Genomic DNA, 24,668 nt, shown 5'->3' on the forward strand with positions numbered 1-24,668 from the left:
CGCAGCGTTCGCCGAACCGCGTCAGCGGCGCCGGACCTTGCTATGATCGCGGGATACGCACATTTCGAAACATGCGGGCGATCCGCCCGCCACCGGATACCACGACGATGGCTGCAAACCTCGCCGACGCCCCCGCGCGTCATTTTCCGCATACGCAGGACGAACTGAAAAACATCGCGGCCGACATCCTCCGGCACGCGAAGGCGCTCGGCGCGACCGACGCCGCCACCGAGATTTCCGAGGGCGACGGGCTGTCGGTATCGGTGCGGCGCGGCGCGATCGAGACGATCGAGCACAATCGCGACAAGACGGTCGGCGTGACGGTTTTCATCGGCAAGAAGCGCGGCAACGCGAGCACGTCGGATTTCTCGCCGGCGGCGCTGAAGGATACGGTCGCGGCGGCATACAACATCGCGCGCTTCACCGCCGAGGACGATGCGGCGGGGCTCGCCGAGGCCGAGCTGCTCGAGACCGAGCCGCGCGATCTCGATTTGTATCACCCCTGGCACGTGTCGGCCGACGACGCGGTTGAAATCGCGCGCCGCGCGGAGGACGCCGCGTTCGCGGTCAGCCCGCAAATCCGCAATTCGGAAGGCGCGAGCGTATCCGCCCAGCACTCGCAATTTGTGCTCGCGACGTCGCGCGGCTTCGTCGGCGGCTATCCATACTCGCGGCACTACGTCGCGTGCGCGCCGATCGCGGGCAGCGGGCGGCTGATGCAGCGCGACGACTGGTACACGTCCAAGCGCCGCGCGGACGATCTCGCGCCGCCCGAATTGGTCGGCCGTTACGCGGCCGAGCGCGCGCTCGCGCGGATCGGCGCGCGCCGTCTCGATACGCGCAAGGTGCCGGTGCTGTTCGAGGCGCCGCTCGCGGCGGGGCTGCTCGGCGCGTTCGTGCAGGCGGTAAGCGGCGGTGCGCTGTATCGCAAGACGTCGTTTCTCGTCGACAGCCTGGGCAAGCAAGTATTCGCGCCGCACGTGCAGGTGGTCGAGGACCCGCACGTGCCGCGTGCGATGGGCAGCGCGCCGTTCGACGAGGAAGGCGTGCGTACCCGCGCGCGCAGCGTCGTGAGCGACGGCGTCGTCGAAGGCTATTTTCTGTCGACGTATTCCGCGCGCAAGCTCGGCACGCAGACGACCGGCAACGCGGGCGGCTCGCATAACCTGGCGCTCAGGAGCGCGCAGACGCAGCCTGGCGACGATTTCGACGCGATGCTGAAAAAGCTCGGCACGGGCCTGTTGCTGACCGAATTGATGGGGCAGGGCGTCAATTATGTGACGGGCGATTATTCGCGCGGCGCGGCGGGCTTCTGGGTCGAGAACGGCGTGATTCAGTATCCGGTCGAGGAAATCACCGTCGCGAGCACGTTACAGGAGATGTTCCGCCATATCGTCGCGATCGGCGCGGATACGATCGTGCGAGGCACGAAGGAAACCGGCTCGGTGCTGATCGAGCAGATGACGATCGCGGGGCAGTAAGTGCGAGCGGCAGCCCAGCCGCCGCGTCGCAGTCGATAAAAAGCGCCGCTTCGCTTGTCGCGGCGCTTTTTGTTTGCGCTCGAGCGGCGGATTGCGCCGATATCGGCAACGCATGCCCGTTGCGCATGCGCCGGTGAATGCGGGGCGCCGATCCGTCGAACGGATGACGCGTCAACGCGTGCCGGTGTTGTTCAGCCCGGGTGTCTGCGCCGGTAAACGACGAATGCGTAGGCGAAATCATTCGGCATCGCCGCGCGATGCGCATCGCGCGACACTTCTTCCCACTGCGCCGTATCGGGCGTGGGAAACGACGCATCTCCTTCGAAATCCTGATCGATCTCGGTGACGAGCAGCTTGTCTGCTTGCCGGATGCCTTGTGCGTACAGTTGTGCGCCGCCGATCAGGAACGCTTCGGCCGCGCCGTCGCGCGCGGCGAGCGCGAGCGCCGCGTCGAGCGACGTCGCGGTGTCGCAGCCGTCGAAGCGCCGCGCGCCGTCGCGTGTGACGACGATATTGCGGCGGCCGGGCAGCGGCCGGCCGATTGATTCGTATGTCTTGCGGCCCATGATGACGGGCGCGCCCATCGTCGTTCGCTTGAAATACGCGAGATCCTCGGGAAGTTTCCACGGGAGCTGGTTGTCGCGGCCGATGACACCATTGCGGGCGCGCGCGACGATCAGGGTCAGCGTCGTCATGACGGAAAAGGAAGCGGAAAACGCAAAGGCCCGATTCTACCGGATTGCGCTGAGCGCGATGACGGCGCTCGCGCGGCCGCGCGGGGGCCATTGCCGGACGCGGGCACGGCCGGGCCGCGATTCGGCTGGCTTGCTAAAATGGGCGCGATGCGGCCGCTTGCCGCGGCCAAAGGAATTCGCATGAAACAGTATCTTGACCTCGTTCGCACCATTCTCGACACCGGCACCTGGCAGACCAACCGCACCGGCATTCGCACGATCAGCATCCCCGGTGCGATGCTGCGCTTCGATCTGCAACAGGGCTTTCCCGCCGTGACGACGAAGAAGCTCGCGTTCAAGTCGGCGATCGGGGAGTTGGTCGGCTTCCTGCGCGCGAAGCGCAGCGCGGCCGATTTTCGCGCGCTCGGCTGCAAGGTGTGGGATGCGAACGCGAACGACAATGCGCAGTGGCTCGCGAATCCGTATCGGCTCGGCGACGACGATCTCGGCGACGTATACGGCGTGCAATGGCGCCGCTGGCCGGGCTACAAGGTGCTCGATGCGCGGGCCGATGCGCAAATCACCGACGCGCTGTCGCGCGGCTATCGCGTAGTCGCGCAATTCGAGCACGGCGACGCGCGCAAAGTGCTGATGCATAAGGCGATCGACCAGTTGCGCGATTGTCTCGATACGATTGTCCGCGATCCGTCGAGCCGCCGCATTCTGTTCCACGGCTGGAATCCGGCGGTGCTCGACGAAATCGCGCTACCCGCGTGTCACCTGCTGTACCAGTTCTTGCCGAACGTCGAGCGGCGGGAGATCTCGCTGTGTCTGTACATTCGCAGCAACGACGTCGGGCTCGGCACGCCCTTCAATCTCGCCGAAGGCGCGGCGCTTTTGTCGCTCGTCGGCCGCTTGACGGGCTATGCGCCGCGCTGGTTCACGTATTTCATCGGCGATGCGCACATTTACGAAAATCAGCTCGACATGCTGAACCAGCAGTTGCAGCGCGAGCCGTTCGCGAGCCCGCGGCTGGAGATCGCCGAGCGGGTGCCCGAGTTCGCGAAGACGGGCAAGTATGAGCCGGAGTGGCTCGAGCGCATCGAGCCGTCGGATTTTTCGCTCGTCGACTATCGGCATCACGAGCCATTGACCGCGCCGATGGCGGTTTGAGCGACGCGTTGGCATTGCGGGTTCCGGCCCGTGTCTGCAGAGTAAAAAAACCCGTGAATTTCATGGGTTTTTTACTGGGTGCGTTATGTGTGCCGGCGTGCATTGAAGTGTGCGTCGAACGCGTGCGGCTGATCTGGGCGCATCGGATGGGCCGGTGCCTGGCGCGCGGGCGGGGAAGGCGCGCGCGGCGCGGGCTGCGGTGACGGTGCGGGGCGAGGCTCGATCCGGGGCGCTTCCATTGTCGGCAGGGACGCGGGCGGACGATAGTCGTTACGCGGCGCCGCGTTCGGCGGCGGCGTTTCGCGCTGGGTGCCGTGCGGCATCTGCCGGACGGCGAACTCGTTGCGCTGCGCTTGCCATGCCGGCTGCGGGCTTACCGGCGACGGCATTTGCGGTGTGGGCGCAGAGCGCGCCGCGCGGATCGGCGGCGGTGCGCTTGGCATCGGTGACCGGTAATCGGGCAACGTATCCGGCACGCCGTTCGGGCGCGATTGAGCGGCCGACGCAGGCACTGGCCGATCGTTCGCGCCGCTTGCGCGCTGCTGCGCGATCGGCGGATGCGGGACGGACCATGACGGCTGCGCGCGCGGCGTGTCACCCGGCGTGCCGGCATGGTTGCGCACGGAAGGCTCATCGAACGCGGGCGGCCTCGGCACGCCGTTGTTGGCCGATGGAGCGGGATTGACCGGCCGCATTGCGTTCGGCGGGACGGAAGCCCCGTGCGCAGCATTGTTTTGCGGCATCTCCGGTTGTGTCGCGTTCGCGGGTGGTGCGCCGGCTTGCGCACGCTGGGTGGCGCGCGCGGCCGCTGCCGGATTACCGCCGCCGGGTTGCGGGCCGCGCAGCGGCGGCGCGAGTGGCGTGTGCGTGTCGACGAGCTGTACGTTGCGCATCGCCCAGTGGCTTGGCTCGCCGGTATTGCCGATCGCGTGCATCTGCCGCATCGCGTAGTTCGGCGGCGCAGCGGTCTTCACGACGGGGACGCCGGCGCCCGGTACCAGCGCGCCGCTTTGCACCAGGTGCGCGGCGAGCCGGTCGCGATAGGCGGCGGGCACGACCGGATTGCGCGTCGCGACGATCGAGCGTTGTTCGACGGCTGCGGGCGGCCGGTACACCGCGTTGCGCAACTCGCCCGCCAAGCTCTGCCGCACGGGCGCAAGGCCGGGCGCGCCGGAGCCGATGCGTGCGTTGCGCCATTGCTGCGGATCGACCTTCTGCGCGAAATGCGCGACTGGCTGGCCGTGAACGAACGCCGTCGCGGGCACGGCCGTCACCGCGTTCGGCGCGTGGAAGTTGACATACGTGTTATGGATGTTCGTGATGTTCGTCACGTTCACCGTCTTGTTGACGTTGACCGTGTTGATCGTGCCGTTGTTGACGATCACGGTTTGATTCACGCGCTGATAGTAGTGCGGGCTCCAGCCGCCCCAACTCGGCCGCCACGGGTCGCGCGGGCCGAGCGGGAACCACGCGACGCCCGCCGCGGCGATGCCGCCGATCGCGAGGCTCACGCTCCAGTCGAACCCGCCGCCCGCGCCGCCGACGAAGGCGACGAGCGCCGGCGCATAGCACGGCGGCGGCGCACTGACGACGAGCGGCCCGGGCACCCATGCCCACGCGTTGCCGACATACGCCCAACGGCCATAGTGGTAAGGCGCGAAGCCCCATGGCTGATCGTCAATCCAGGTCCAGCCCCACGGCGCCTGCCAGATCCAATGGCCGGTCCGGTACGGCGCCCAATCGGCCGGCACCGCGCTCGGCACCCAGACTTCGCCGTAGTCGGGGGTGTCGCGCCACGTGCCGTTCGCGTCCAGATCCTGATAACCGGGAATGTCGCGCGACACGTAACGTGCCGACACCGAGCGCTCCTCGGCCGCATCGCGGCTCGCCGCCCATTCGTCGAGGCTGTTGGGCGGCGGTGCGGGGGTGGTGTCCGCCACCTGCAACGCGGTGCCCGTGAAGACGACGCGTTGGTCGGCCGATACCGGCATCTGCGTATTGTCGCCATAGACGGTCGCGCTGCCGCGTCGCACGGTGACGGCCGTGCTCGCGCCGTCGGGCGCGACATCGACGCGATAGTCGCCGGGCGAGCCGACGGCGAGCGCGAGATTCGGCGTGTCGATCTCATACGACGTGCCGGGCGCCAAGTCGCGCACGTGCGTCGACAGCGTGCCGAGCGGCACCTTGAGCTGCGCGTTCGTATCGTCGAGATTGAGGATCGACAGGCTCGTCGACTGTCCCAGGCGCACCGCGCTCGAACCGATGTGCAACTCCGAGCGCGCGCCCGCATCGTTCCACAGCTGGTCGCCCGTCGTCAGCGGACGGTTGACGGCCGCATATGACCAGTCGCTCGCGCCCGCGGGCTCTGTCGTGACGGCACCGGACAAATAATTCAGCCGCGCGACGCGGCTGGGCGGATCGCCGTCCGGTTGCTGCGTGGCGGCTGCCGCCGCGGCACGCGCGTCGAAGGTTTGTGCGAAAGCCGGTTGCCACGCGGCGAGCGCGGCCGCCGCGGCAATCGTGTAGCGTGCGATGCGTGGCAGATTGGGCAAAGCGCAGGCGGCTGACATGGTCGTGTGGTCTCTGTTATGTCCGGCGTGGCATGCGCCGTATGAGTCCACTCTATCCGCTGCGCATGTTTCAATGCCGGTCTTTTGTTATGCAATTTGATGCGCATGTAACAAGAGTTGTCCGCGCCGCCCGTTTCGTCAGAGCGATGAAAGCCCGCGTCATCGGCGGGTAAGCCATGCATCGAATGCGCGCTGGCCGGCCGGCGTCACGCGCAGCACGCGCGGCTTGCCCGCCTGCTCGATCCAGCCGTGCTGGTGAAAGCAGCCGAGCAGCGCCGCGCCGAGCGCGCCGCCGAGGTGAGGGCGCCGCTCGCTCCAGTCGGCGCACGTGCATGCGAAACGGCGGCGCTTCGCGCGCTCGCTGACGACGTCGATGCCCCATTGCGCAAATTGCGCGGTGCCCGTTGCCGTCACGTCGATCGTGCCGTTTTCGGCAGTCAGCCAACTGCGCGCGCTCAATGCGTCGAACATCTGCACCGCGAGCTCGCCCGCCATGTGGTCGTAGCAGGTGCGGGCGTAGCGCATGTCGAGCGGCACGGTGCGCGCGGCGCGCAGCGCCGGACGCTGCTGCGCCGCCGCCTGCGCGACGTTCGCCAGCGCCTCGATGGCCGCGGCGACGTCGGGCGATGCGATCCGGTAGTAGCGGTGCCGGCCGCGCACGTCGAGCGCCAGCAGGCCGCTGTCGGTGAGCCGCGCGAGGTGCGCGCTCGCCGCGGAAGGCGAGAGCCCGGCGATCAACGTCAACTCGCCCGCCGGGCGTGCGCTGCCGTCCATCAGCGCCCACAGCATCGTGGTGCGTCCGGGGTCGGCGAGCAGCGCGCCAATACGGTTCAGGCCGGGGAGGGATGGGTGGTGGTCGGAGGCGGGCATGGGCGATCCTGACGGGCGAAGGGGGCGGTTGGGAGTGTAGACGGTTGGCGGCTCCGATGTTTCCGGATTGGATGAAATATCGAATGCGCGGCGCGGGCGGGGCGCGCGTAAAATGCAACAATCCGCTGACTAAACGCGGCGCGCGGCCCTTGCGCGCCGCACGCTCGACCATGCTTCGTTCAATCAAGATTCTTGCGCCGATCCTGCTGATCGCAGCCGTCTGCGCGGGCTGCGCGCAAGGGGGCGCCAATGCGGGCGCCGGAACCGGGAGCATCGAAATGTACGGCACGATCGACCGTGGCGTGACGATTCGCAATTGAGGCTGCCGGTGCGCGATGAGGTGGTTCGGTCGCGCGGTTCCGACGGCATGTCCGGCGTCGGCGTTGCAACCGGCGGCCGCGCGCCGCCCGGTGGACGCCTACGGACCCGTGGCGGAGCGGCTCGCCGGCTGCGGCTTTATGTCGCGGCGCAGTATAATCGACGCGTCTTTTTGCATTGCCGCAATACTGGAGCCCGCCGAGATGCCAGCTACTCCCACCGCGCCTGTTGATCGCACCGAAACCGTTTTCCGCTTTCTCGCCGAGCCGACGTCCGTCAATTTCGGCGGCAAGGTGCATGGCGGCGCGCTGATGAAATGGATCGACGAGACCGCCTATGCATGCGCGGCGATCTGGTCGAGCCGTTATTGCGTGACGGTGAGTGTCGGCAACATCCGGTTTCAGCGGCCGATCCTCGTCGGCAATCTGGTGGAATTGAAGGCGCGTGTCGTGGCGACGGGGCGCACCAGCATGCACATTCACGTATCGGTGCACGCCGGCGACCCGAAGGGCGGCGTGCTGCGCCAGACCACCGATTGCCTCGTCGTGTTCGTCGCAGTCGACGAGAACGGCAATCCGGTGCCGGTGCCGCCGTTCGTGCCCGCTACCGACGAGCAGAAGCGCCTCGCGCAGTACGCGATGGACGTGAAGGACGCGCTCGACAAGATCGTCGAACTCAAGCCCGAGGAAGTCGCGAAAGGGGTGGTGTGACGAGCGGATGCCCGCGGGGGCGGCGCGACGGCGTTGCCCCCGCGGATCGATCATGCGCGCGCACCCCGCACTCCGCACCCCGACGCGCGCGGCGCGGCTAAGCACGCGATGCGGCGCGCGTCGCCCGGCCAAGGCGGCATGCGCAGCCGGGTGACGTGGGGCTCGGGCTTCGAGCTTCGAGCGGTGCCATGTGGTTGGGGCGGCTACCGCCTCGTTCGATCCGCTCAGGCCTATCCCGTGGCACGGCCTGCCGCCGGTGCCACCGTATCGCGCCTTCTCGAGCCGTTCGCGCGCGTTAATTGCCGACCATCTGCTCCGGACGCACCCATTCGTCGAACTGCGTTTCGGTGACGAAGCCGAGCGCGAGCGCCGCGGCCTTGAGCGTCGTGCCGTCCTTGTGCGCCTTCTTCGCGATCTGCGCGGCCTTGTCATAGCCGATATGCGGATTGAGCGCCGTCACGAGCATCAGCGATTCGTTCAGCAGCGTGTCGATGCGCGCGAGGTTCGGCTCGATGCCGATCGCGCAATGATCGTTGAAGCTTTGCGCGCCATCCGCGAGCAGCCGCACCGATTGCAGCACGTTGTGCGCGATCATCGGCCGGAACACGTTCAGCTCGAAATTGCCGCTTGCGCCGCCGAAGTTCACCGCGACGTCGTTGCCGAATACCTGGCAGCACAGCATCGTCACGGCTTCGGACTGGGTCGGATTGACCTTGCCCGGCATGATCGAGCTGCCCGGCTCGTTTTCCGGGATCAAAAGTTCGCCGAACCCGCAGCGCGGTCCGCTCGCGAGCCAGCGCACATCGTTTGCGATCTTCATCAGGCTCGCCGCAACGGTTTTCAGCGCGCCATGCGCGAACACGAGCGCGTCGGCCGCCGCCATCACCTCGAATTTGTTCGGCGCGCTCTCGAACGGCAGCCCGGTCAGCCGGCCGATCTCGGCCGCGACGCGCGCGGCGAACTGCGGATGCGCGTTCAATCCGGTGCCGACCGCGGTGCCGCCCTGCGCGAGTTGGTACAAGTGCGGCAGCGCCGATTCGACATGGCGAATGCCCTGATCGAGCTGCGCGACATAGCCCGAGAACTCCTGGCCGAGCGTGAGCGGCGTCGCATCCTGCAGGTGCGTGCGGCCGATCTTCACGATGCCGGCGAACGCGTGCGCTTTCGCGTCGAGCGTCGCGCGCAGCGTGCGCAGCGCGGGCAGCAGATGCGCGACGATCGCGCGCGCAGCGGCGACGTGCATCGCGGTCGGAAACACGTCGTTCGACGATTGGCCGCGATTGACGTCGTCGTTCGGATGCACGTTGCGATTTTCGCCGCGCTGCGCGCCGAGCAATTCGCTCGCGCGGTTCGCGATCACTTCGTTCAAGTTCATGTTGGTCTGCGTGCCCGAGCCCGTTTGCCAGACCGCGAGCGGGAACTCGTCAGGGTGCTGGCCCGCGATGATCTCGTCGGCGGCGGCGATGATCGCGCGCGCCTTGTCGTCCGGCAGCACGCCGAGTTCGAGGTTGACGGCCGCCGCCGCGCGCTTGATCAGTGCGAGCGCGTGGATCAGCTCGGGCGATTGCTTTTCGGTCGAGATCTTGAAGTTTTGCAGCGAGCGCTGCGTTTGCGCCCCCCATAGACGGGCGGCCGGCACTGCGATTTCTCCGAACGTATCGCGTTCAATCCGTACTGCTTCGGTCATGATGGCTCCTTTAGGTCACGGGAACGCCGCGCCGCACGCGGCACAGGTTTGCGGGGACGGGCACCGTTCTCGCGACGGCGGGTTCAATCGGCAAGCATAGCGCCGCGCGTGGTTTTGTGCCGCGATGCGAAGCGGATGGGATCGCCCAGCGAGAGGTGGCGCGGGCGCGATGCGCGGAACGAACGGTGGAAAGGAGGCGGCAGCCGCCGGATAGATGAGCGGCCAGGGGCTGGGGAGCCGTAGAGCCAGGGAGCCGGAAATCGGGAGCGCGGGGCGGAGAAACGGCGGGAAATCCGCCAAGCCGCGTTGTCTGCGAAGGAACGATTGGCTGGCGCATTCGAAGCGGTGCCGCGCCGCTTCGGCACGACATTCCGCAACCGGCGTCGCGATTCGCCATGCGCGCGGCCTGGCCAAACGCATCGCTGCGGCCAGCGGCCAGCGAGCCGATCAAGCGGCATGAGACGGCCCGGCATCAGCGCGCTTGCAAACCCGCGCGCGCCGGGGCGGCCTTCATCAAGGGCGGTTTCCCGGGCGCTCGACACGCTTACCCGTGCGCGCCCAGTGCCACGCTCTTGCGGTGGAAACGCCAGGTCATCAGCACGGCGACGCTCGCCAGGCCGGCCGCAAGCCCCCACCACAGCCCGCGCGCGCCGAGCCCCGCATGGAACGCGAACCAGTAGCCGGTCGGAAAACCGATGCCCCAGTAGCCGAGCGCTGCGGCGAGCATCGGCACGCGCGTGTCTTTCAGGCCGCGCAGACAGCCCGAGCCGACCGTCTGCATTCCATCGACGATCTGAAACACGGCGGCGATGCCGAGCAGCGATGTCGCAAGCGCGACCGTGTGCGCGTTGGCCGGATCGTCGAGTTTCAAGTAAAGGCCGACGATCGCATGCGGTGCGGCGATGAGCACGAGCCCCGATAGCGACATGAACGCAATGCCGAGCCCGAGCGCGACGAAGCCCGCGTGCCGCGCGGCGACGGCCGCGCCTGCGCCCGCCCAGTAGCCGACGCGAACGTTCGCCGCCTGCCCGATGGCGAGCGGCACCATGAACGCCACCGATGCGACGTTGAGCGCGATTTGATGCGCGGCGAGCGATGCCTCGCCGAGTACGCCGACGCTCAGGCCGGTGGCGAGAAATAGCGTCGATTCGACGCCGTAGGTGATCGCGACCGGCCAGCCGATGCCGAACAGCTCGCCCATCAGCGGCAGCCGCGGCCGCGACACGGCGACGAAATGCTTGAATGTCGACTGCCCGTGCAGCAGCGTGACGAGTGCGATTGCGCTAAGCCAGATCGTGATGGTCGTCGCGGCCGCGGAGCCGAGAAAGCCGAGCCTCGGCAATCCGAATGCGCCGTGGATCAAGCCGTAGTTGAGGAATGCGTTGACGCCGACGCTGGCGACCGATACCCACAGCAACCGCCGCGCGGCGCCGATCGCCGGCAGAAACGAGCGCATCAGCCCGACGCCGATCAGGCTGCCGGGTGCGGCGAAGCGCAGCACGGCCGCATATTCGCCGACGTTGCGCGCGAGCGTGGGCGGCTCGCCGAACGCGCGCAGCAACGGCTCGGCGAACGATAGCAACGCGAACGCCGGCACCGTGAGCACGAGCGACAGCGCGAAGCCCGTCCAGTAGATATGCGGCACGCGATGCTCGGCCTTCGCGCCGCGCGCGTGCGCGACGCTCACGCTGACCGACGTCAGCACGCCTTGCAGCAGCGTGACGACGACAAAAAAGAAGTTCGCGCCCAGGCCGCCGGCGGCGAGCGCGTCGGGGCCGAGCGAGCCGAGCAGCACGGTGTCGGTGACGCTCATCGCCATCTGCGCAAGCTGGGCGATCGCGAGCGGCGCGGCGAGGCGCGCGGTGTCCGCGGCATGGCGCGATAGCGTAGGCGGCGCGGCGGCCGCTCGTGTGAAACCGGAAGAGGGCATGGACGCGTTTGCGCAAGCGCTTTGCCTGCGCAATGCTTATTTTTGGGAGACGATCAGCTTACGGGTTTCGGCATTCGCTGTCGATTACGGCTGCCGATGGCCATGCGGCTGGCGTGGGCAAGCGCGGCTACGGCGCGCCATGCACGGCGATGCGCGTATCGCCGACGAGCACCGCCTGACCCGCGCGGATCTTGCAGGTCTTGCGCAGCTCGATGGCGCCGTCGACTTTGACGGCGCCTGATGCGACGAGCATCTTCGCCGAGCCGCCGCTGTCCGCGAGTCCGGTGAGCTTGAGCAGATTGTGGAGTTCGACGAATTCGCCGGTCAGCGTGAAATCGAGATTGGGCATGGCAATGAGACGAAAGGAACGCATGCGCGCGGCGCGGCGCGGTTGCGCATCATAAGCGAAGTGCGCGGTGAGCGGCCGTGTGCCGGCGGCGCGCGGCAGTTGCGGGAGCACGTGTGTAAAGGAGTGTATCGAAGTCGTCAGCAAATGAAACGGTGGGTAACAGTTGGCGAGAACGGCGAACTGCGCTCGAAACCGTCCGGTCTGTACATCCACTTGCCGCGCATGTTGCGGCAAGCCGGTTGTGACGGACCGTCCGCGTCCGTCGCTTCGACGACTTATCTTGAGGAGAATGGCAATGTCCAAGTTTCGTATGATGCTGATCGGTGCTGCTGCGGCGGCGTTGGCGACCTCCGCTTTCGCACAGACGGCAGGCGTGTCCACGCAGGGTTCGACGGGCGCGTCGGCCGAAGTGCTCGGCCAGAAGGCCGGCGTGAACGCGCAGCTTGGCGCGAGCGGCGATCTGTCGGCGGCTTCGCCGCAAGCCGCGGCGAATGCCGCGAAGCACTCCGCGAAGAAGCATGTGGCGCATGCGAAGAGCCATGCGAAGGCGAAGGCTGACGAGGCGGCGGAACTCGGCGCCGATGCGAAGTCGACGGCGCGCGGCGCGGTCGAAGGCGCGACGAACGCGACCGGCGATACCGTGAAGGCGGCAACGGGCGTGGCGGGCGGCGCCGTCAACGGTGCGGCGAATGCGGCCGGCAATGCCGTCGGCGGCGCGGTGAACGGCGCGACGGCCACGCTCGGCGGCGCAACCAGCGGGGTTGCGAACGGCACCGCGGGAGCGGCAAACGGCTCGCTGTCCGTCAACGGCAGCGCGAAGGCCGGCGCGGGCGAGTAATTTGCGTTCCGGTGCGGTGCGGGCGGCTTGCCCCGGAGCTGCTTGATCGCCGCACACCGGTTCGCAGCCGTGCGTCCGGATTCGCTCGAGACGAGCCGGACCGCCAACCGATGGCCAGTCCGATTTCTGCGTGGCGCAGCCAGCCGCGCAGGTGCCGGGCTGGCCATCGTCCGTCAGGATGATCGGCATTCGGGCGCTCGAACCTGCCTGGACGATGTCAGTCCGGCTGCGTTCGCGTCGGCCGCTTTCCGTGCGTTCTGTTTATGACTGGCGCCGCTGCCCAGGCGGCTGCGACGGCTGCTGCGCACCGCGCGCCGTCGCCTGCGCAGGCGTGAATACGCCGCGCAGCCACGCGGCGAGCCGCGCAAAGACGTCATGAGGTTCTTCCATGAAGATTTCAGGCTTCAAAAGCCGCAGATACTCCATCATCTGCTGCGCCTCCTGCTTCTGGAACGAACCGTGCGAAATGCCGAGCCGCAGCAGGGCACGCAATTCGCCGAGCTTTTCGCGCGCCGCGCTGCCGACGCTCATCTCGCAGGCGAGCTTGGCCTCGTATACGCGCTGCCGCAGCGATTCGGCGAGTCGCCACGCGGGTGTTTGCATCCGCTCCTCGAGTATCTGAATGTCGGTGACGGCTGCGTTGATCTGCGCGGCGAGCGGATCGACGAGCGCGGCATCGCCTTGCGCGCCGGAGACGATCGCCGCTGCCCAGTTGCGGCACGCTTGGGCGAGTTCGTCGGGCGTCCATTCCGAGCGCGACGCGAAACCGAAACCGAATTCGCCTGCCTGCCGGATCAGGATGGCGACGACATCCGGAAATTCCTTGTCGAGTGTGCGCTTTGCCCACGCGTACTGACCGCCTTGCAGCAGCCGCTGTACGGCATGCTCGGTGAGCGGCACCATGCTGTCGAGCAGCTTCGCGCGCAGAAAATCCTCGAACGATGGCGTCGCGAAATGCGGGTCGAGTTTCAGCGACACGCGCACGAACGCGTCGTAGTCCTTGCGCAGCGACGCGATGGTGTCTTCTTTCAGCGACAGGGTGATCTGGCCCATAGGTAGTCTCGGTGCTCGATGCCGTCGGTCTGACGGCGCTTGTGCTCATGCGCGGCCGCGGCGCACGGGCCGCTCAGGCTTGGCGGAAACGGGCGGGACGATTGGGGCGGCCGTCCCGCCTCGCGGGCTGCGTTGGCGGAGCAGCGCGCGGCACGGGTGTGCATCTTTTTAACGGCGGTGCGCGCGGGAACTTGAGGCCGGCCCTGTTCCGCGCGACGGGCGGGCGCGTCGCGACCGGGCGATCAGGTAACGCTCGGCACTCGCCTCGATGACGGGAGCCGCGTATGCATCGTGCCAATGCGGCGCAAACGCGTGATCGCGGTAAGCGGCCGCGACGAAATCCGCGTCCGGCAGCAGCGGTGTATGCCAATAGCGCACTTGTTCGCGCGAGCGCGCGGCGTGTGCCCGGCGCGCGTCACGGCGAGACTTTCGCGGAACGTGCGCTTACCTGGTCGGGATCGGCGTGTCGGCGGGCACCGGCACGGCGCTCACGCTGTTCTTCGGGCTGCCGGTGGCGATCCGGTCGCTGTAGGTCAGATAGACAAGCGTGTTGCGCTTCTTGTCGACGACACGCACGACGTGCAGCGTCTTGAAGATCAGCGACATCCGCTCGCTGAACACGTCGGTTTGCTGCCGCAGCGGTTCGCTGAACTTGATCGGGCCGACTTGCCGGCATGCGATCGACGTTTCGGTTGGATCTTCGGCAAGGCCGAGGCTGCCCTTGATGCCGCCCGTGCGTGCGCGCGACACGTAGCACGTGACGCCCACGACGAGCGGATCGTCGTAGGCTTCGACCACGACGCGGTCGGAGCCGGTCAGGCGGAAGTTGGTGTTGACGCTTGCGACTTCCTCGCCGCGCGCGGCCGGCGCGTTGAGCGAGAAGAGGGTGGCGCAGGCGCAGAGAGCGGCGAAATAGCGGTTTTTCATCGGCGGCGAACCAGGGACGTGTCGAGAAGAGAGCACGACTCTAGCATGCTGCCGTCGGCGCGAAGGTGCGCGGCGGGACAAAAGCGCGGAAAAGCAAAAAGGCCCGTCGCGCGCGACGGGCCTTCTATGTTTGGCTCCCCGACCTGGGCTCGAACCAGGGACCTACGGATTAACAGTCCGGCGCTCTACCGACTGAGCTATCGGGGAATAAAACGGTTCGGCATGTTTGACGCTCGCGCCGGCAAAAGCAGGAAGACGAGGCGGCCATGAAAAAGCCCGCTTGCACGGGCCTTTGCAATTCTTGGCTCCCCGACCTGGGCTCGAACCAGGGACCTACGGATTAACAGTCCGGCGCTCTACCGACTGAGCTATCGGGGAACAAACAGCAGAGAAACGAGATTCTATTGGCTAACTACATCCGTGTCAATACTTTGACGATCGTTTTTGCACATCGGCGCCGCAAACCGGTACCGGATCGGCACGCGTGCGATCAGCGCTCGAGCAGATGCAGCTTATCCTGGACGTCTTTCCACTCGTCGGCGTCGGCGGGGGCGGGCTTCGTTTTCGTGATCGACGGCCAGAGCTTCGCGAGTTCGGCGTTCAGCTGAGTGAACTTTTGCTGGTCGCCCGGCACGTCCTCTTCCGCATAGATCGCATTGGTCGGGCATTCGGCGACGCACACCGCGCAGTCGATGCACTCGTCCGGATCGATCGCGAGAAAATTCGGACCTTCACGGAAACAGTCCACGGGGCACACATCGACGCAATCCGTGTATTTGCACTTGATGCACGCTTCGGTCACAACGTGGGTCATTCAAAACGCTCCTGCGGCGGGGTATCTATATGTACGGGGGAAGGCGCGGCGCGCCAAAACCGGCATTGTAACTGATGCGTCAAACCCGCATCGCGCACCGCCCGTTCCGGCTTATACCGTTTCGTGATTAGTTTATGGCGGATCGGGGCGCGCCGCAGAGGCTGCGGCGCGCATTCGGGTAACATTGAACGGGAAGACGGGCGCGCTGCGCGCCCGCGCGCGAACCTCGTCTCGATTTTGGCCGCCTCGACACATGATCATCACTTCGCTGCTCGATACCGATCTGTACAAGTTCACGATGATGCAGGTCGTCCTGCATCATTTCCCGGCGGCGATTGTCGAGTACCGGTTCAAATGCCGCACGCCGGGCGCGGACCTCGTGCCCTATGTCGACGAGATTCGCGACGAGATCCGCGCGCTGTGTCGATTGCGCTTCACGCAGCCCGAGCTTGACTATCTGCGCCGGCTGCGTTTCGTGAAGAGCGATTTCGTCGATTTTCTCGAGCTTTTCCATTTGAACGAGAAGTACATCGACGTGTCGCCCTCGCCGAAGGGCAACGGCGAGATCGACATCGAGATTCGCGGGCCCTGGCTGCATACGATCCTGTTCGAGATTCCGGTGCTCGCGATCGTCAACGAAGTCTACTTCCGCAACACGCAGCGCGAGCCGGACTACCGCGAAGGGCGCGAGCGGCTGCGCGAGAAGATCAAGCTGCTCGGCGCGAAGCCCGAGTTCGCCGACTGCAAGATCGCCGACTACGGCACGCGCCGGCGCTTCTCGAAGGTCTGGCACGAGGAGGTCGCGCTCACGCTGCGCAACGGGCTCGGCCCGCAGTTCGCCGGCACGAGCAACGTCTATTACGCGATGAAGCACGGGCTCACGCCGCTCGGCACGATGGCGCACGAGTATCTGCAGGCGTGCCAGGCGCTGGGCCCGCGGCTGCGCGATTCGCAGATCTACGGCTTCGAGATGTGGGCGAAGGAATATCGCGGCGATCTGGGGATCGCGCTGTCGGACGTCTACGGGATGGACGCGTTTCTGCGCGACTTCGATATGTACTTCTGCAAGCTTTTCGACGGCGCGCGCCACGATTCGGGCGATCCGTTCGAGTGGGGAGAGCGGCTCATCCGGCACTACGAGGCGAACCGCTGCGATCCGCGCACGAAGGTACTGGTGTTTTCCGACGCGCTCGATATTCCGAAAGTCATGCAGCTGTACGAACGGTTCCGCGGCCGCTGCAAGCTCGCATTCGGCGTCGGCACGAACCTGACGAACGATCTCGGCTACAACCCGCTGCAGATCGTCATCAAGATGGTGCGTTGCAATGGTCAGCCGGTCGCGAAACTGTCCGATTCGCCGGGCAAGAACATGTGCGACGACAAAGCGTATCTCGCCTATCTGCGTCAAGTGTTCGGGATCGCACCGCCGAGCGATGAAGGCGGGGGGAATTAGCGCGGCGCGACGCACGACGGCGTGCCGCACGAAAGCATTCCGGGTGGTTTTGCGCGCGGGCACAAGCATGTTCGCGCAGATTCGGCCGTTATAATCGGGCGGGTATCGAAGGTCATCGTCACGCGGCGCGTCGCATCGCACATCGGCTGCCCGTTGCGTCGTCCTTGCACGCTTCGTCGCACAGTGTGCCGCGCGGCCTGCGCATGTGCGGCCCACCGCGCCGCGCGCCGTCCCCGGCGGTGATCTGGTCGACCGTTTCGTCGATCGAGCGTCGCGGCTCGATGCGGCTGCTTACCCCCTTGCGGCGCTGCGCGGCGTGTGTGCCGCGGTTGTCCATTTCGTTCGTTTGCCGCGGCGCGCGTGCGGCGAACTTCAGAGGGAGCCGCCGTCTCGCGCCGTCGGCATCGGGCGGCCGACTGGGGCCGGCCCGCTTAGGGTGTCGCGCTCACGCGAGCGCCGCACGATGTATCGCGACGGCTGCGTTATCCATTCGCACTTCAAGAGGACTTGACATGAAACGACATGCCGCCTGGGCAGGCATGACGCTGGCAGGCATGCTCGGCGCGACCGCCGCGCCCGCATCGGCCGCCACGCTCGACGCAGCCGCGCTTTCCGCGTTCTGGGCGATTCCGTTCGCCGGCATCCTGCTGTCGATCGCGCTGTTTCCGCTGATCGCGCCCGTGTTCTGGCATCACCATTTCGGCAAGATCGCCGCGGCTTGGGCGATTGCGTTTCTGATTCCGTTTGCCGCGACATTCGGCGCGCTCGCCGCGCTCGGTACGCTGGTGCACGCGCTGTTCGACGAATACATTCCGTTCATCGTGCTGCTGGGCGCGCTCTATACGGTCGCGGGCGGCATCTGCGTGCGCGGCAATTTGCACGGCACGCCGAAGCTCAATACCGGCATGCTCGCGCTCGGCACCGTGCTCGCGAGCGTGATGGGGACGACGGGCGCCGCGATGCTGTTGATTCGGCCGCTTCTGCGCGCGAACGACAACCGCAAGCACGTCGTGCATGTGGTGGTGTTCTTTATCTTTCTCGTCGCGAACGCGGGCGGCTCGCTGTCGCCGCTCGGCGATCCGCCGCTTTTCCTCGGCTTCCTGAACGGTGTCGATTTCTTCTGGACGACCGTGCATCTCGCGCTGCCGATGCTGTTTATCTGCGGCATCCTGCTTGTGCTTTTCTACGTGCTCGATACGTACTACTACCGCAAGGGCGGCGAGGAAAACAATCCGTTTCTCGATCCGACGCCGGATTCGCACGGCATCTCGATCGAAGGCAAGCTGAATTTCGTGCTGCTCGGCGTGGTGATCGCGCTTGTGCTGATGAGCGGTCTTTGGAAGCCGGGTGTCACGTTCAACGTGTTCGGCGCGCACGTCGCGCTGCAAAACGCGGTGCGCGACGTCGCGCTCGCCGCCGTCGCGCTCGTGTCGCTCGCCGTCACGCCGCGCTCGGCGCGCGAAGGCAACGCGTTCAATTGGGCGCCGATCGAGGAGGTGGCGAAGCTGTTCGCCGGTATTTTCGTGACGATCGCGCCGGTGATCCTGATCCTGCGCGCGGGCGCCGACGGCGTGTTCGCGCCGATCGTCCATCTCGTGACGGGCGCCGACGGCAAACCGGTCGACGCGATGTACTTCTGGGCAACCGGCCTGTTGTCGTCGTTTCTCGATAACGCGCCGACCTATCTCGTGTTCTTCAATCTCGCCGGCGGCGACGCGCAGACGCTGATGACGGCGGGCGCGACGACGCTCGCGGCGATCTCGGCGGGCGCGGTGTTCATGGGCGCGAACAGCTATATCGGCAACGCGCCGAACTTCATGGTGAAGGCGATCGCGGAATCGCGCGGGATTCGGATGCCGAGCTTCTTTGCCTATCTCGGCTGGTCGTGCGCGATTCTCGTGCCGATCTTCCTGTTGACGACCTGGGTGTTTTTTCTATGACCGATACATTGTGGCTCGCCGTCGTCGTTGTGTTGGCGGCGGCGCTCGTGGTCTCGCTTGTCGTGCTGTTCGCGTCGTCGCGCGGTGCCGCGCGCGGCGACGATCTCGCCCGCATCGTCGAGCAGATCGACGATGCGAACGACCGGCATGCGCACGCGTTCGAGCGTGTCGAGCGCGAACTGCGCACGCAGATCGCCGACAGCGCGCGCGGCTCGCGCACCGAGCTGTCCGGCAGTTTTTCGCAATTGCAGCAGACGCTTGCCGCGCAGCTCACGAGCGTTGCGACCGTGCAGAACAATCAGATCGACGGATTCGCGCAGCAGCTCGCGAAGCTCGTCTCCGGCAACGCGCAGCAGTTCGACGCGATGCGCGACGCGCTCGCGCGTCAGTCGCAGCTCGCGCGCGAAGAGCAGGGCGTCGCGCTCAAGGCGTTCGGCGACACGCTCAATCAGCAACTGAAGCATCTGAGCGATGCGAACGATCGCCGTCTCGGCGAGGTGCGCGCAACGCTCGAGACGCGCTTGAAGGAAATCGAAGCAAACAATGCCGCGAAGCTCGACGAGATGCGCCGCACGGTCGACGAGAAACTGCATGCGACGCTCGAGCAGCGCCTTGGCGAATCGTTCAAGCTCGTGTCCGACCGGCTCGAGCAGGTGCATCGCGGGCTTGGCGAGATGCAAACGCTCGCCGCGGGCGTCGGCGATCTGAAGAAGGTGCTGACGAACGTGAAGACGCGCGGCACCTGGGGCGAAGTGCAGCTCGAGGCATTGCTCGAGCAGATGCTCACGCCCGACCAGTACGCGAAGAACGTCGCGACAGTGCCGAAGAGCAACGAGCGCGTCGAATTCGCGATCCGGCTGCCTGGGCGCTCCGATGCGGGCGCGGGAAGCGACGCGCAGCCGGTATGGCTGCCGATCGACGCGAAGTTTCCGCGTGAGGATTACGAGCGCCTGATCGACGCGCAGGAGCGTGCGGATACGGCGGCCGTCGACGAAGCCGCGCGCGCGCTCGAAGCGCGGGTGCGCGCCGAAGCGCGCACGATTGCGGAGAAATACGTCGCGCCGCCGCACACGACCGATTTCGCGCTACTGTTCCTGCCGACCGAAGGGCTCTATGCGGAAATTCTGCGCCGCCCTGGGCTCACCGATCTGCTGCAACGCGATTACCGGGTGACTGTCGCGGGGCCGACGACGTTGACCGCGTTGCTCAACAGCTTGCAGATGGGCTTCCGCACGTTGGCGATCGAGAAGCGTTCGAGCGAAGTCTGGCAGGTGCTCGGCGCGGTGAAGACCGAGTTCGGCAAGTTTGGCGACGTGCTCGCGCGGACCAAGTCCCAGCTCGAGTCGGTCACGCGCTCGATCGAGGCGGCCGAGCAGCGCACGCGTGTGATGAACCGCAAGCTCAAGCAGGTCGAGGCGTTGCCGGGCGACGTTTCGAACGGTTTGCTGGGCAGCGACGGCGTGGAAGCGGACGAGAGCTGAAGCGGAGATGCGCGGGGCGGATACGTCGCCCCGGCGTGGCCGGATGAAAAACGGGGCGCTGCGTGCGCCCCGTTTTTTGGGGTGGCCGGGCCGGTTTACCGCCGGTGGCTGGCTCGGCGGCGTGCGGTATGCGCTTGTGCGCCGCGCTGTACCGGCCGCACATGTCAATCGTCGAGCAACAGGCCGCGCCGGCCGACGAACGACGAGACGCTATGCAAATACAGCAGATGGCCGGCGAGTGCGCGGCGAGCGCTTCGGCAGACGGCCGTGCGCCGAACAGCGCTTGCGCGGGATCGACCTCGGCCGGCGCGCGCACGGTGCTTATGCCTCTTCCGGCGCGTCCGACAGCACGATCTCAATGCCGCCGAAACGTGACGCAACCCAGTTGTACGCGTGGCACGCGATCCACAGCAACACGAAGCCGAGAATCGCATTCAGCAGCAGCGCGCTGAAGATCGTACTCAACTCGACCGCGCCATAGCGGACGAATGCAACGAGAATGCCGAGCAGCACGATCGGCACGCTGAACGTCAGATAGACGAGGATCAGTGCTTTCGCGGTCTGCCCCGGCGCGATCGATGAGATTTGTTTTTTCATATGCGAGTTGCCCCGTGGAAATGCTGAGAACGAATTCAGAGAGTGCCGTCGAACGGCAGGATGTCGACCGTCGCGCCAGCGTCGACATCGGCGGCATCGGCCGCGAGCACGATGAAGCAGTTTGCGTCGCTCAGGCTCTTGAGCGACGCCGAACTTTGCGAGCCAGTGGGCGCGACGCGCCAGACGCCGCTCGCGTCGCGCGTCGCATGGCCGCGCAGATATTCGGTGCGGCCCGCGCGCTTCGCGAGTGGCGCCGTGCAGACGGCCAGATAGCGGTGTTCGGGGCGCGGATCGGTACCCATCATCGCAAGCAGCGCGTCGCGCACGAGCGCGTGAAACGTCGCGACGACCGCGACCGGATTGCCGGGAAGCCCGAAGAACAGCGCCGAGCGCGCGCCGCGCTCGGCCGGCCAGATGCGCCCGCATGCCAGCGGGCGGCCGGGGCGCATCGCGACGTGGGCGAACGTGACGTCGCCGAGCTTGCCGAGCAGCGCGCGGGTGAAGTCCGCATCGCCGACCGACACGCCGCCCGATGTGATCACCGCGTCGGCATGCGCGGCGCCCCGGCGCAGTGTGTCTTCGAGCGCGCCGGGATCGTCGCGGACGATGCCGAGATCGAGTGTATCGGCACCGATGCGCGTCAGCATGCCGAACAGCGTCGCGCGATTGCTGTCGTAGAGGCCGCCGGCGGGCAGCGGCTCGCCGGGCGGATGGAGTTCATCGCCGGTTGAAAAGAACGCCACGCGCACCCGGCGACGTACCGCGATTTCGGTGAGGCCGAGCGACGCGAGCAGGCCGAGGTCGGCCGCGCGCACGATGCGGCCCGCGGCAAGCGCACTGGCGCCGCGCGCCAGATCCTCGCCCGCGCGCCGGCAATTGGCGCCGCGCATGACGGCCGATGCGGCAAAGCGCACCACGTCGCCAGCCGCTTCGACTTTTTCCTGTGCAATCACGGTGTCACAGCCGTCTGGCATCGGCGCGCCGGTCATGATCCGCACGCACGCGCCGGGCGCGATGCGCGCGCCGTCAAACGGATGGCCGGCGAGCGCGCGGCCGGCGACCGTGAGTGCGAGCACACCGTCGGCAGCCGGCGCGTCGAGCGCCGCACCGTCGAATGCGTAGCCGTCCATCGCGGCGTTGTCGTAGGCGGGAATGTTGAACGGCGACACGACATCTTCCGCGAGTACGCGGCCCAGCGCATCGCGCAGCGCGACAGCCTCGGTTTGCACGACCGGCGAAACGAAACGCAGCGCCAGCGCGCGCGCATCGTCGACGCTCAGCACGGCGGCGAGCTTCGGCGAGGTGGCGGAGGGCGGTGTGGTCTGCGTGGTCATGAGTGACGTGGCGCCGTCAGACGGCGAATTATTGGGTTCGTATCCGGGGCGCCGGGCACCGCGTTTTCGATGCGTGCGGGACGGATGCGCCGGGCGGAAACGATGCGCTATCCGTCAAGCGCGCTCGAGGCCGGCCAAGTCCCGCAAAGAATTTGCATTGTAAAACGCTCGCTCGTCGTCAAATGGCACTTCGATCGTCTTGTGGCGTGCGTACCACGCGCGTACTCGGCGTTGGCCTGCCGCAAGACATGCATACAGATCGTCGGCGAGCGCGGTGTTGATGAGCGCGAACACGGGATGAGGCGCTATGCCGCCGCTTGCGTCGAGGGTCGTCGCGAATGCGATGTCCGCGCGCTGCGCGTCGAGCGCGGCCGCAAGCCGGGTGGCAAGGTCGGCGGGCAGCAGCGGCGAATCGCATGGCACGCACAGCACGCGCGGCGTGCCGGCCATCCGCATCCCGGCGAGGAGGCCCGCGAGCGGGCCGGCGAATTCGCCGCTGCTGCCGGCGGCGGGGAGATCGGCGTCGCCGGGCATCGGGTGGAGGCGGGCGTCGCCGGCGTCGGCGCGATGCGTATTCGCCGGTGCCGGGCGTGTCATCGGGCGCGGGTTCGAGGCCGGCGAGCGTGCTGTGCCGGCCGCGCGCGCATCGGCGGCGTCGGCATCCGCATGTCCGGCTGCGGTGGTGGCGTATCCCGCAAAGGTATGGCCGACATCCGGTTGCGCCGCGCAAGGATGAGCCCTCCGCGCATCGGCTGGCTGCCCGTCCGCGCCGCGGCTTGGTGCGGCAAGCTCGCTTGCGATGGGCATATCCGCGACGATGCGCGCATGAAATGGCGCGCCGAGCGCCGCATAGGCGTCGAGATGACGATTGGCGCTGATGACGAGCGCATCGACTTGCGGCGCAAGCCGGCGCAGCACGTGCAGCGCGAGCGGCTCGCCGCGCAGCGGCTGCAGCCCTTTGTCGAGACCGCCCATCCTCATGCCCCGGCCGCCCGCGAGCAGCAGGCCGGTGACGGCGGTGGACGGATGCGGGCCGGTGGTCATGCTGGCAGTGAGCGGCTGCCCTAGCCGCCGATATAGGACATTTCGACGCGTTTTGCGTCGCCGTTGTCGTGACCGCTCGCTGGCGCACTGCCGCGCAATTGCGAGTAGCGGTCGGTGCGCGCACGCCAGATGCGGGAGATCGCGGCGGCGAGTTGGCCATCGCTCGCGCCGCCGCGCATGAGGCTGCGCAGATCGTGACCGGACGACGCGAACAAGCACAGATACAGCTTGCCCTCCGTCGACAGGCGCGCGCGCGTGCAATCGCCGCAGAATGCCCGCGTGACACTCGAGATCATGCCGATCTCGCCGCCGCCGTCCGCATAGCGCCAGCGTTGCGCGGTTTCGGACGGCGTGTGCCGTTCGAGCGGCACGACCGGGAAGTGCTCGGCGATGCGCGCGACCACGTCGGCGGACGGCAGCACTTCGGCCAGATTCCAGCCGTTCGACGTGCCGACGTCCATATATTCGATGAAGCGCAGCACGACGCCCGTGCCTTTGAAGCGGCGCGCCATCGGCACGATTTGCGCGTCGTTCGTGCCGCGCTTGACGACCATGTTGACCTTGACCGGCTCCAGTCCGGCGGCTTGCGCGGCGAAGATGCCGTCGAGGACGTCGGCGCTCGAGAAGTCGGCGTCGTTCATGCGTTTGAAAAGCGATTCGTCGAGCGCGTCGAGACTCACGCTCACGCGCGTGAGCCCCGCCTCCTTCAGGCGTTGCGCCTTGCGGGCGAGCAGCGAGCCGTTGGTCGTCAGCGTCAAGTCGAGCGGACGGGCGCTCACGGTTTCGAGCCGCGCGAGCCGCTCGATCAGAAATTCGATATTCTTGCGCAACAACGGTTCGCCGCCGGTGATGCGGATTTTCTCGACGCCATGCGCGACGAAAATCCGTGCGAGCCGTTCGACCTCCTCGAACCTGAGCAGCGCGTCGTGCGGCAGGAACGGATAGTCGTTGCCGAACACGGCGCGCGGCATGCAGTACACGCATCGGAAATTGCAGCGATCCGTGACGGAGATGCGCAAGTCGCGCAGCGGCCGCGCGAGCGCGTCGCGCAGCATGCCGGTCGGCTCGAGCGGCGTGTCGAATGCGGCGGGGGGCGCGCTGATCGGGGTCACGGGAATGAAGCGTTGGGGCATGGGCGTCGCGGGAAGGGCCGGGCTTCCATTTTAGCCGGAAGTGGCGGGCGGAACCGGACAGGGAAATCCGTGAAAATGCAGCACAGACGCAAGTAAGGGCGGCGCATCCGTCACACGGTCGGCATGTTGCGGCGCGGTATTGCCGGCCTTCATGCGCGGCTTATCCGATTGCTTGAGCCTTGGCCGTTCTTATGGCCGGGGATGAAAAAACAAAACCCCACGTTTTTCGGAACGTGGGGTTTGCTGGCGTCCGCCGGCCATCCGAGCCGTTTCGAAAGGCGGCCCGGATGGC

At 66.9% G+C, this 24,668-nt stretch carries 21 protein-coding genes, 2 tRNA genes and 3 pseudogenes; 8 read left to right on the forward strand and 18 right to left on the reverse strand.

All coding sequences use genetic code 11. From position 1 onward, the window contains the following. Positions 1 to 107 precede the first annotated feature (107 nt). On the forward strand, positions 108 to 1,481 hold the full coding sequence (pmbA, locus tag BSIN_RS24030) for a metalloprotease PmbA (protein WP_089342353.1): 1,374 nt from the start codon (positions 108 to 110) through the stop codon (positions 1,479 to 1,481). A gap of 191 nt (positions 1,482 to 1,672) precedes the next feature. Here the strand turns inward: pmbA and BSIN_RS24035 are convergent, their stop codons facing one another. Then, complete coding sequence (locus BSIN_RS24035; RefSeq protein WP_089342279.1) at positions 1,673 to 2,176, reverse strand: dihydrofolate reductase; 504 nt, start codon at positions 2,174 to 2,176, stop codon at positions 1,673 to 1,675. Between the two features lie 180 nt (positions 2,177 to 2,356). Here BSIN_RS24035 and BSIN_RS24040 point away from each other — a divergent pair, with 180 nt between their 5' ends. Further along, positions 2,357 to 3,328 carry a thymidylate synthase gene (locus BSIN_RS24040; protein ID WP_089342354.1) on the forward strand — a complete coding sequence of 324 codons (972 nt, stop codon included), beginning with the start codon at positions 2,357 to 2,359 and terminating at the stop codon, positions 3,326 to 3,328. An 83-nt stretch (positions 3,329 to 3,411) separates the two neighbouring features. On the opposite strand, the gene BSIN_RS24045 is transcribed toward BSIN_RS24040, so the two are convergent. Both BSIN_RS24045 and BSIN_RS24050 read right to left on the reverse strand, forming a co-directional pair. Then, complete coding sequence (locus tag BSIN_RS24045) at positions 3,412 to 5,898, reverse strand: DUF6600 domain-containing protein (RefSeq protein WP_089342280.1); 2,487 nt, start codon at positions 5,896 to 5,898, stop codon at positions 3,412 to 3,414. Between the two features lie 159 nt (positions 5,899 to 6,057). After that, complete coding sequence (locus BSIN_RS24050) at positions 6,058 to 6,768, reverse strand: ArsR/SmtB family transcription factor (RefSeq protein WP_089342281.1); 711 nt, start codon at positions 6,766 to 6,768, stop codon at positions 6,058 to 6,060. Positions 6,769 to 6,851: 83 nt separating this feature from the next. Between BSIN_RS24050 and BSIN_RS24055 the strand changes: the two genes are divergently transcribed. Next, positions 6,852 to 7,088 carry a hypothetical protein gene (locus tag BSIN_RS24055; RefSeq protein ID WP_143757545.1) on the forward strand — a complete coding sequence of 79 codons (237 nt, stop codon included), beginning with the start codon at positions 6,852 to 6,854 and terminating at the stop codon, positions 7,086 to 7,088. A 201-nt stretch (positions 7,089 to 7,289) separates the two neighbouring features. Next, positions 7,290 to 7,796, forward strand: coding sequence for an acyl-CoA thioesterase (locus tag BSIN_RS24060; protein ID WP_059571944.1), 507 nt, complete (start codon positions 7,290 to 7,292; stop codon positions 7,794 to 7,796). Positions 7,797 to 8,091: 295 nt separating this feature from the next. Here BSIN_RS24060 and fumC read toward each other — a convergent pair whose 3' ends face one another. From fumC to BSIN_RS24075, 3 genes are all read right to left on the reverse strand, one after another. Beyond that, a complete protein-coding gene (gene fumC, locus BSIN_RS24065) occupies positions 8,092 to 9,483 on the reverse strand; it encodes a class II fumarate hydratase (protein WP_089342283.1) in 1,392 nt (463 codons plus the stop codon). A 544-nt stretch (positions 9,484 to 10,027) separates the two neighbouring features. Then, a complete protein-coding gene (locus tag BSIN_RS24070) occupies positions 10,028 to 11,413 on the reverse strand; it encodes an MATE family efflux transporter (protein ID WP_089342284.1) in 1,386 nt (461 codons plus the stop codon). 127 nt (positions 11,414 to 11,540) lie between these two features. After that, a complete protein-coding gene (locus tag BSIN_RS24075; RefSeq protein ID WP_059519328.1) occupies positions 11,541 to 11,762 on the reverse strand; it encodes an RNA-binding S4 domain-containing protein in 222 nt (73 codons plus the stop codon). Between the two features lie 295 nt (positions 11,763 to 12,057). On the opposite strand from BSIN_RS24075, the gene BSIN_RS24080 reads away from it, so the two are divergent. Further along, positions 12,058 to 12,600: a hypothetical protein gene (locus BSIN_RS24080; protein WP_059519131.1), complete on the forward strand. Its 543-nt coding sequence runs from the start codon at positions 12,058 to 12,060 to the stop codon at positions 12,598 to 12,600. A 261-nt stretch (positions 12,601 to 12,861) separates the two neighbouring features. On the opposite strand, the gene BSIN_RS24085 is transcribed toward BSIN_RS24080, so the two are convergent. From BSIN_RS24085 to fdxA, 6 genes and pseudogenes are all read right to left on the reverse strand, one after another. Then, entirely contained in the window at positions 12,862 to 13,653 is a 792-nt protein-coding gene (locus BSIN_RS24085; RefSeq protein WP_089342285.1) for a DUF4088 family protein, read from the reverse strand. Positions 13,654 to 13,899: 246 nt separating this feature from the next. Beyond that, a pseudogene (locus BSIN_RS26670) lies at positions 13,900 to 14,031 on the reverse strand (AraC family transcriptional regulator); the annotation flags it as partial. Between the two features lie 66 nt (positions 14,032 to 14,097). After that, positions 14,098 to 14,580, reverse strand: a complete 483-nt coding sequence (locus tag BSIN_RS24095) for a CreA family protein (RefSeq protein WP_089342287.1) — start codon at positions 14,578 to 14,580, stop codon at positions 14,098 to 14,100. 131 nt (positions 14,581 to 14,711) lie between these two features. Then, a tRNA-Asn gene (locus BSIN_RS24100) sits at positions 14,712 to 14,787 on the reverse strand. A 95-nt stretch (positions 14,788 to 14,882) separates the two neighbouring features. Beyond that, positions 14,883 to 14,958 (reverse strand) — tRNA-Asn (locus tag BSIN_RS24105). A gap of 112 nt (positions 14,959 to 15,070) precedes the next feature. After that, complete coding sequence (gene fdxA / locus BSIN_RS24110; protein ID WP_059519138.1) at positions 15,071 to 15,394, reverse strand: ferredoxin FdxA; 324 nt, start codon at positions 15,392 to 15,394, stop codon at positions 15,071 to 15,073. Between the two features lie 253 nt (positions 15,395 to 15,647). Here fdxA and pncB point away from each other — a divergent pair, with 253 nt between their 5' ends. Then, positions 15,648 to 16,847: a nicotinate phosphoribosyltransferase gene (pncB, locus tag BSIN_RS24120; RefSeq protein WP_059519140.1), complete on the forward strand. Its 1,200-nt coding sequence runs from the start codon at positions 15,648 to 15,650 to the stop codon at positions 16,845 to 16,847. Positions 16,848 to 16,965: 118 nt separating this feature from the next. Here the strand turns inward: pncB and BSIN_RS24125 are convergent, their stop codons facing one another. Next, complete coding sequence (locus BSIN_RS24125) at positions 16,966 to 17,184, reverse strand: hypothetical protein (RefSeq protein ID WP_089342288.1); 219 nt, start codon at positions 17,182 to 17,184, stop codon at positions 16,966 to 16,968. A gap of 175 nt (positions 17,185 to 17,359) precedes the next feature. On the opposite strand from BSIN_RS24125, the gene BSIN_RS24130 reads away from it, so the two are divergent. Together BSIN_RS24130 and BSIN_RS24135 are read left to right on the forward strand one after the other, a co-directional pair. Further along, positions 17,360 to 18,787, forward strand: a complete 1,428-nt coding sequence (locus BSIN_RS24130) for a sodium:proton antiporter (RefSeq protein WP_089342289.1) — start codon at positions 17,360 to 17,362, stop codon at positions 18,785 to 18,787. Then, positions 18,784 to 20,268: a DNA recombination protein RmuC gene (locus BSIN_RS24135; RefSeq protein ID WP_089342290.1), complete on the forward strand. Its 1,485-nt coding sequence runs from the start codon at positions 18,784 to 18,786 to the stop codon at positions 20,266 to 20,268. Before BSIN_RS24130 ends, BSIN_RS24135 begins: the two co-directional genes overlap by 4 nt. A 321-nt stretch (positions 20,269 to 20,589) precedes the next feature. On the opposite strand, the gene BSIN_RS24140 is transcribed toward BSIN_RS24135, so the two are convergent. The 5 genes and pseudogenes from BSIN_RS24140 to moaA all read right to left on the reverse strand — a co-directional run bounded on the left by BSIN_RS24140 (position 20,590) and on the right by moaA (position 24,376). After that, positions 20,590 to 20,865, reverse strand: coding sequence for a hypothetical protein (locus BSIN_RS24140; RefSeq protein ID WP_059519152.1), 276 nt, complete (start codon positions 20,863 to 20,865; stop codon positions 20,590 to 20,592). A gap of 35 nt (positions 20,866 to 20,900) precedes the next feature. Then, the gene (gene moeA / locus BSIN_RS24145) at positions 20,901 to 22,199 is read right to left on the reverse strand and encodes a molybdopterin molybdotransferase MoeA (protein ID WP_089342291.1); all 1,299 of its coding nucleotides are present in this window, start codon (positions 22,197 to 22,199) and stop codon (positions 20,901 to 20,903) included. A gap of 114 nt (positions 22,200 to 22,313) precedes the next feature. Beyond that, positions 22,314 to 22,730, reverse strand: a pseudogene (locus BSIN_RS25920) (NTP transferase domain-containing protein); the annotation flags it as partial. A 180-nt stretch (positions 22,731 to 22,910) separates the two neighbouring features. Then, a pseudogene (locus BSIN_RS25925) lies at positions 22,911 to 23,243 on the reverse strand (NTP transferase domain-containing protein); the annotation flags it as partial. Positions 23,244 to 23,263: 20 nt separating this feature from the next. Continuing rightward, the gene (moaA, locus tag BSIN_RS24155) at positions 23,264 to 24,376 is read right to left on the reverse strand and encodes a GTP 3',8-cyclase MoaA (protein ID WP_089342293.1); all 1,113 of its coding nucleotides are present in this window, start codon (positions 24,374 to 24,376) and stop codon (positions 23,264 to 23,266) included. Positions 24,377 to 24,668 lie beyond the last annotated feature (292 nt).

The sequence above is a fragment of the Burkholderia singularis genome (assembly GCF_900176645.1).
GTDB classification, from domain to species: domain Bacteria; phylum Pseudomonadota; class Gammaproteobacteria; order Burkholderiales; family Burkholderiaceae; genus Burkholderia; species Burkholderia singularis.

Excerpts from the sequence above, each read along its gene's own strand:
- BSIN_RS24070 (WP_089342284.1), bottom strand. The coding sequence starts at position 11,413 with ATGCCCTCTTCCGGTTTCACACGAGCGGCCGCCGCGCCGCCTACGCTA.
- BSIN_RS24080 (WP_059519131.1), top strand. The coding sequence starts at position 12,058 with ATGTCCAAGTTTCGTATGATGCTGATCGGTGCTGCTGCGGCGGCGTTG.
- BSIN_RS24050 (WP_089342281.1), bottom strand. The coding sequence starts at position 6,768 with ATGCCCGCCTCCGACCACCACCCATCCCTCCCCGGCCTGAACCGTATT.
- BSIN_RS24040 (WP_089342354.1), top strand. The coding sequence starts at position 2,357 with ATGAAACAGTATCTTGACCTCGTTCGCACCATTCTCGACACCGGCACC.
- BSIN_RS24045 (WP_089342280.1), bottom strand. The coding sequence starts at position 5,898 with ATGTCAGCCGCCTGCGCTTTGCCCAATCTGCCACGCATCGCACGCTAC.
- BSIN_RS24035 (WP_089342279.1), bottom strand. The coding sequence starts at position 2,176 with ATGACGACGCTGACCCTGATCGTCGCGCGCGCCCGCAATGGTGTCATC.
- pmbA (WP_089342353.1), top strand. The coding sequence starts at position 108 with ATGGCTGCAAACCTCGCCGACGCCCCCGCGCGTCATTTTCCGCATACG.
- BSIN_RS24125 (WP_089342288.1), bottom strand. The coding sequence starts at position 17,184 with ATGGACAACCGCGGCACACACGCCGCGCAGCGCCGCAAGGGGGTAAGC.
- pncB (WP_059519140.1), top strand. The coding sequence starts at position 15,648 with ATGATCATCACTTCGCTGCTCGATACCGATCTGTACAAGTTCACGATG.
- BSIN_RS24130 (WP_089342289.1), top strand. The coding sequence starts at position 17,360 with ATGAAACGACATGCCGCCTGGGCAGGCATGACGCTGGCAGGCATGCTC.
- BSIN_RS24135 (WP_089342290.1), top strand. The coding sequence starts at position 18,784 with ATGACCGATACATTGTGGCTCGCCGTCGTCGTTGTGTTGGCGGCGGCG.
- fumC (WP_089342283.1), bottom strand. The coding sequence starts at position 9,483 with ATGACCGAAGCAGTACGGATTGAACGCGATACGTTCGGAGAAATCGCA.
- BSIN_RS24095 (WP_089342287.1), bottom strand. The coding sequence starts at position 14,580 with ATGAAAAACCGCTATTTCGCCGCTCTCTGCGCCTGCGCCACCCTCTTC.
- fdxA (WP_059519138.1), bottom strand. The coding sequence starts at position 15,394 with ATGACCCACGTTGTGACCGAAGCGTGCATCAAGTGCAAATACACGGAT.
- moaA (WP_089342293.1), bottom strand. The coding sequence starts at position 24,376 with ATGCCCCAACGCTTCATTCCCGTGACCCCGATCAGCGCGCCCCCCGCC.
- BSIN_RS24055 (WP_143757545.1), top strand. The coding sequence starts at position 6,852 with ATGCGCGGCGCGGGCGGGGCGCGCGTAAAATGCAACAATCCGCTGACT.
- moeA (WP_089342291.1), bottom strand. The coding sequence starts at position 22,199 with ATGACCACGCAGACCACACCGCCCTCCGCCACCTCGCCGAAGCTCGCC.
- BSIN_RS24075 (WP_059519328.1), bottom strand. The coding sequence starts at position 11,762 with ATGCCCAATCTCGATTTCACGCTGACCGGCGAATTCGTCGAACTCCAC.
- BSIN_RS24085 (WP_089342285.1), bottom strand. The coding sequence starts at position 13,653 with ATGGGCCAGATCACCCTGTCGCTGAAAGAAGACACCATCGCGTCGCTG.
- BSIN_RS24060 (WP_059571944.1), top strand. The coding sequence starts at position 7,290 with ATGCCAGCTACTCCCACCGCGCCTGTTGATCGCACCGAAACCGTTTTC.
- BSIN_RS24140 (WP_059519152.1), bottom strand. The coding sequence starts at position 20,865 with ATGAAAAAACAAATCTCATCGATCGCGCCGGGGCAGACCGCGAAAGCA.